Genomic DNA, 6,250 nt, shown 5'->3' on the forward strand with positions numbered 1-6,250 from the left:
GGCTGTGGGGCCAGCCGGGGCCTGCACGCCCATCATTTGCGGCACTGGGAAGACGGCGGCCCCACCGAGTTGGCCAAGCTGAAATATCGCTAAACTACCCTCATGGGGAAAGCGAAAACTCCAGCTCAGCGTGTCGGGGCGCGGTCCGCGGCGATCTACGCCCGCATCTCAGCCGATGTGGAGGGCACCGGCCTGGGGGTCGCCCGTCAATTCGAAGACTGCCGCAAGCTCGCCGCGGAGCGAGGCTGGCCGATCGGTGACGAGTACGTCGACAATGATGTCTCAGCGTATTCGGGAAAGCCGCGCCGCGAGTACGCCCGCATGCTGGATGACCTGAAATCCGGTGCGCGGGATGCGGTGATCGTCTACAACCTCGACCGGCTACATCGCCGTCCGGTCGAGTTGGAAGACTTCGTGACGCTGTGTGAGTCGGTCGGGGTGCGTGATGTCGCTACCGTGACCGCCGACATCGATTTGGGTAACGATGACGGGTTGTTCATGGCCCGGATTTTCGCCGCGTTCGCCGCCAAAGAATCTGGCCGCAAATCCGCGCGTATCCGCCGCAAGATGTTGCAGAACGCCGAAAAAGGCCTGCCGCACGGCCCGGCGCGCCCTTTCGGATACGAGCCCGACAAAATTACCCTGCGCCCTGAGGAAGCCAAGATCGTGCGGGAGATGGTCGACCGGTATCTCGCGGGTGCGTCGATCCGGTCGTTGACCATCTGGCTCAGCGACACCGGTGTGGCCCCGCCCGCGTCGAAGTCGTGGCAGACCACCACGGTGCGCAACATTTTGGCCTCCGGACGGATCGCCGGGCTCCGGGAGCATCATGGTGAGGTGATCGGCGCCGCGGCGTGGCCGGCGATCATCACCGCGGGCGAGCGCGACCGCATCCTTGCCCGGATGACTGCTCGCAGCGTCACGAAAACTCGCGCCCCGCGCACCTACCTGCTGTCGGGGATGTTGCGGTGCGGGCGGTGTGGGAATCGGTTGTTTTCCCAAGCCCGCCATAACAATCCGACTAACCGGGTGCGGCGCTACGTGTGTTTGAAAGGTCCCGATCACGGTGGCTGCGGGCGACTGACCGTGGTGGCGCTGCCGGTCGAGGAATTGCTCACCGATGCGGTGCTGACCCGACTGGACTCACCCCAGCTGGCAGGAGCATTAGCAGGTAGGTCCAGTGTGGACGCCGACGTCGCCGCGTTGGCCGCCCAGTTGGAGGCCGACCAGGCCCGCTTGGATGAATTGGCCGGGCTGTATGCAGAGGGGGCGGTGTCGGCGCGGGAATGGATCGCTGCCCGCGACCCCATCACCGACCGCATCGCCCGCGCCCGCCGCGACATCGCCAAGGCCACCGACACCAGTGCGGTGATGGATCTGGTGGGCTGCGGCGAGGTGCTGCGCGGTCAGTGGGATGACCTTGACATCGACCGCCAACAAGCCATCATCAAATCAGTGCTCGATCACGCCGTCATCGCACCCGGCACGCCCGGGTCGCGCAAGTTGGATATCAACCGGGTACAGCCGCATTGGCGGATTTAGAACGTCTCGTCCGTTGGGTAAACGTCTCGTCCGTCGGTACATGCCGAAACTTTGCCTTTAGAACACGTACGACTTTGCGTGTGGCGCCCGGCATTCGCTGCATTCGGGCATTCCTCGTCGGGCCAGGTTGGTGTACTTGCGTCAGGCGTGGTGTCGGGAAGCAGTCATCACGCCCGTTAGACTCAGCTCACGGGGCCTGCCGTGCTGGTCAGGACGGTTGTTTGACCCGAAGGGAGGTCAGCGGTGGCGACAAATGACCAGTTGAAGGCTCTCGTCATGAGCCACGCCGAGGGCGACGACCCCCAGTTCTACGCCGTGGCGATGCAGGTGGCTGCAAAAGCTGCACGAGCTGGGCACGCAAAGTTCGCCCAAGAACTGCGCGACCTGGTTGACGAGTTGCGTAAGCGTGGTGCAGTGAAGTCGCGGGTGGCCTCGGTGGTGCCGGTGGCGCAGCCCCGGGGTGAACTGGGCTCTCTGCTCGCTGTCAGCTATCCGGAGTCTCGACTGGCAGACCTCGTGTTATCCCCGGGTCTTGCCGAGCACCTGCGGCATGTATTGCTTGAGCAGCGTCAACGAGACATGCTTGCCCGCCACGGTCTTCGGGCCGCGGGCCGGTTGCTGCTCACCGGCCCGCCAGGGACCGGCAAGACTTCAACCGCGCGAGTTATTGCCGGCGAGTTGGGGCTTCCACTGTTTTCGGTGCGGCTGGACACAATCATCACCAAATACATGGGTGAGACGGCAGCGAAACTGCGCTTGATTTTCGATGCGCTCATCGACACGCGGGGGGTCTACTTGTTCGACGAGGTCGATGCGCTTGCCGGAGATCGGGCCGCACCCAACGACGTCGGCGAGATCCGCCGAGTCCTCAACTCCTTTCTTCAATTCCTCGAAGAGGATTCCTCGGACAGCATCATCATCGCGGCCACCAATCACCCCAAGTTGCTCGACAACGCCCTCTATCGCCGATTTGACACAGTGATGGACTTCGCACTGCCCGACGACGCGGCCACCGAGGCCGTCATCCGCAACCGACTCGCTCGGTTCCAAATCGGCAACCTGAGTTGGCCGAGGGTCGTCGCTGCCGCGCGCGGGCTCAGTCACGGAGAGATCGCGACTGCAGCAGAGAATGCGGCGAAGCGAACAGTTCTGGCTGGCCGGGCCCGGGTGCGCACCGACGACCTGGTGGCCGCCCTGCACGAACGGCCGCGTGCCAATCACCACGGCGAGTCGGCGATCTAGACGTCATGGCAGAGCGAGATCGTCCTCACCTTGTCGTGTCGGTAGCGCCAGTATCGGAGTCCTTTACGCTCGCCAGCGCTGGTGGCGGTGGCGACAAGCACGAGTTCACCGGCGATCGCAAGGGGCATGGCCGACGCCTCACTGACGAATTCAACGCCGCAGTCGCGCCTACAGCCGACGATGAGATCGAGCCTGCAGGAACCTACGTCACGTTTGTGTCGTTTCCAGATTTGGAACTGGCGTTGCAAAGTCTGGACCCGCAGCGCTCTGGTGAGCAGCCCGAGTTGGTCGCCGTCCGGGAGACGCAGACCACCGACGGGATCGTTCAGATGGCGACCGTGTACATCCCGCGGGGCAAGAAAGAGTACTTCCTCAAACGGTTGGACGCCTACGTGTCGTCTGCAGACCGGACCAAGGCTGACAATGCCGCACTAATTGAGAGTATCCAGTCGATCCGTCGAGCGACGATCCGCGAACTATGGACCGATCCCGATGAATTGTTTCCCGACGACCCCACCGAAGTCCGTTGGTGGGAGGTGTGGCTGCTTAACCGTGACCGCCGCGAACAAGCAAGATTCAGCGACTTTGTTGTCCAACACGAACTGCGCACCAGTGAGCACTATCTGGGTTTCGGTGACCGCACCGTAGTGTTGCTATACGCTTCGGCAGACCAACTGGCGCAGACGTTTCAATCAGTTGACGACATCGCCGAGTTGCGCCGACCGCACGACGTTGCCACTTTGTTGACAGAACTGCCCGCCGCCGAGCAGACCGAGTGGGTGGACGATCTGCGCGCGCGTCTACGGATGGCCGACAAGGATGCTGCGGTGGTGTGCATCCTCGACACTGGCGTGCAGGACACGCACCCTCTGCTCACCGACTCGATTGGAGCCGCGGACCTGCACGTCGCAGACCCGCGCTGGCAGACCACGCCCGTCCAATCGCACGGAACTGAGATGGCAGGCCTGGCCCTCTACGGAGACCTGCACGCCGCACTCGTCGACACCCAGCCGGTCCAATTGACTCACCGCCTGGAGTCGGTGAAGTTCTTGCCCGATAACGCCCACAACGATCGTGATCTCTACGGTGCTATCACTGCTCGCGCGGTCGACCGCCCAGAGATCCAAGCCGCCGCCCGGCGCCGCGTGTTCATGCTCGCGGTCACTGCGCGCCGCCCCTCCGTCGACGGAACTGACACCGAACCGACCACACGAATCGACACCGGCAGACCCACGTCGTGGTCGGCGGCGATCGACGCTCTGGCCTTCGGCCGGGCCATCGATGACAGCGATCCCAAGCTCACCTACCTCGACCGTGACGAGCCGCGGCGCCCGCGCCTGTTCCTCGTCTCGGCCGGCAACATCCGCGACCTTCGTGGCACCGATGATCACCTCGCTCGAAGTGATGTCGAGCCGGTCGAAGACCCCGCCCAGTCGTGGAACGCGCTCACGGTTGGCGCTTACTCCAATCGTGACGACATGTCCGGCGCACCAGCTGATTTCGCCGGCTACGTGCCGGTAGCCAAGAGGGGTGAACTATCCCCGGTCAGCCGCACGTCGGTAGTCTTTGACCGCACGAAATGGCCGTTCAAACCCGATGTGGTCGCTGATGGCGGCAACGTCGCAGTATCACCGGACCGCACAGACGTTGATACGCCGCCCAATCTCGCTCTGCTCACAACCCGCCTCCAACGCCCGGGACACGGTTTCTTCACCGCGACGCGAGACACCTCGGCCGCCACCGCTCAGGTCGCAGCCATCGCCGGCAATCTCTCCCAGGCCTACCCGCAGCTGCGCCCCGAGACCATCCGCGGGTTGATCGTGCACTCGGCTCAGTGGACCGACGCCATGCGCAACCGCTTCAACACCGAATCGAACAAGACTCGCCTCGCCAGCCTGCTGCGCCGCTACGGGATGGGTGTACCCGACGCGGCCCGCGCACTGCGTAGCGCCACCGATGCGCTCACCCTCATCGCAGAGGCCCGAATCCATCCCTACGAGCGCGACCGCGACAGCAACTCAGGCAAAGTGCGGGAGATGAATCTCCACCAACTGCCATGGCCGACCGAAATACTCGAAGGGCTAGGCGAAACCGAAGTACGCATGCGCGTGACCCTGTCCTACTTCGTTGAACCCAACCCTTCCAGCCGCGGCTGGACGGGCCGCTATATCTATCCCTCCCATGGCCTACGGTTCGCCACCCGACGCCCGGAGGACAACATCGAATCGTTCCGCCAGCGCATCAACACCCGCGCACGTATCGACGGGCAACGCCCACCTGCACTCGACACCGAGAAAGGCTGGTTCTTCGGCAGCAACCTGCAGCAGGCCCCCGGCTCACTACACACCGACATCTGGACAGGTCCAGCCGCCAACCTCGCCAGCAAGGGAGCCATCGCCGTGTACCCGGTCGCGGGATGGTGGAAAAACCAACGCAAATACGACCAAAGCAACCACGGCGTTGACTACTCACTCATCGTCAGCATCGAATCCCCACACGTCGACGTTGACCTATGGGCTCCCGTCGCCCAACAGATCAGCACAACCGTCGAAATCCAAACCTAGCCAAGCTTTTATGCCGCTGTATTCCGCGCATTACCAAATCTAGCAATGTTCACTTGCGAACCCTGATAGGAACGGTCGACGATCCCTTTGGGTATCGACGAAGGGCTCAACGGACTGACCGAGCAATCTCCTGGTGCAGGAGTATTCGCGGGATCCGCATCCTACTTCCAGAGAACGCCGTCTGCGTGCACGGTTGTGCAATTTTCACTGGTCACCTTCGACTATTCGTTGACTGGCAGTTGATGTCAAGGCTCGAACCGGGGGTTCGCCCGCCTGCGGCGCCGGCCCTGACATCAATTGCCAGCCAACAGCATTGGACCGCTGTGACCAGGCGAGGAAACAGCGTCAGAATGTGACGGCCTGGTCGCACTGAGCTGACGCTGTGCCGCGCCTTACCGCAGCAGGGTGGCGATGTCAGCGAGGACAGCCGGGTTGGTGATGGTGACCGCGACGTGCTGGCGTTCACAGGATTCGACAAGCCAGGCGGTGAATTCTTGACGACTGTAAGACTTTCCAGTCTGCCTATCCGCGGATCGCACCTCCCGGCTAGCCATCGGGTACCTCGACAGGAAGATCACCACGCTGGTGCAATAGTGCTTCGCGGGCAGTGCGGCGCCGGTCGATCCGACGTAGCGCCGCGCTGACGATGAGGGTGCGCTCACCGAGGCTGGCGTGACCGGCGCGGTCGAACTCCCACGCCACCAGATCATTGCCATCATCGCCGTGTCGACGATCCGGATTATGCTTGTGTTCAGTAGATTTCGCGTAGCGTTCGCGGGTCCAAGTGGCACGGCGTTGCCGTAGTGCGGTCATGGTGGTCGAGTAGGTCACGTCCCGTGGAGTGGTGTAAGAGCGGTCGCGTGTCCGCGTGTGGCTCTGTGGTAGCCACTATGCCGTGAGAG

General features: G+C 63.0%; 3 protein-coding genes and 2 pseudogenes. 4 read left to right on the forward strand and 1 reads right to left on the reverse strand.

Annotated elements, in window-relative coordinates; translation table 11 throughout:
• The 4 genes and pseudogenes from AWC19_RS30230 to AWC19_RS01215 all read left to right on the forward strand — a co-directional run.
• Positions 1-81: pseudogene (locus AWC19_RS30230) on the forward strand (hypothetical protein); the annotation flags it as partial.
• 21 nt (positions 82-102) lie between these two features.
• Positions 103-1,542: a recombinase family protein gene (locus tag AWC19_RS01205; RefSeq protein WP_085076286.1), complete on the forward strand. Its 1,440-nt coding sequence runs from the start codon at positions 103-105 to the stop codon at positions 1,540-1,542.
• Positions 1,543-1,785: 243 nt separating this feature from the next.
• Complete coding sequence (locus tag AWC19_RS01210; RefSeq protein ID WP_011725675.1) at positions 1,786-2,784, forward strand: AAA family ATPase; 999 nt, start codon at positions 1,786-1,788, stop codon at positions 2,782-2,784.
• A 5-nt stretch (positions 2,785-2,789) separates the two neighbouring features.
• Positions 2,790-5,348 (forward strand): S8 family peptidase, encoded by a 2,559-nt coding sequence (locus AWC19_RS01215; protein ID WP_023882498.1) that lies wholly within the window; start codon positions 2,790-2,792, stop codon positions 5,346-5,348.
• A 546-nt stretch (positions 5,349-5,894) separates the two neighbouring features.
• Here the strand turns inward: AWC19_RS01215 and AWC19_RS01220 are convergent.
• Positions 5,895-6,176, reverse strand: a pseudogene (locus tag AWC19_RS01220) (replication initiator); the annotation flags it as partial.
• Positions 6,177-6,250 lie beyond the last annotated feature (74 nt).

It is taken from the genome of Mycobacterium palustre, from assembly GCF_002101785.1.
In the GTDB taxonomy this organism is placed as follows: domain Bacteria; phylum Actinomycetota; class Actinomycetes; order Mycobacteriales; family Mycobacteriaceae; genus Mycobacterium; species Mycobacterium palustre.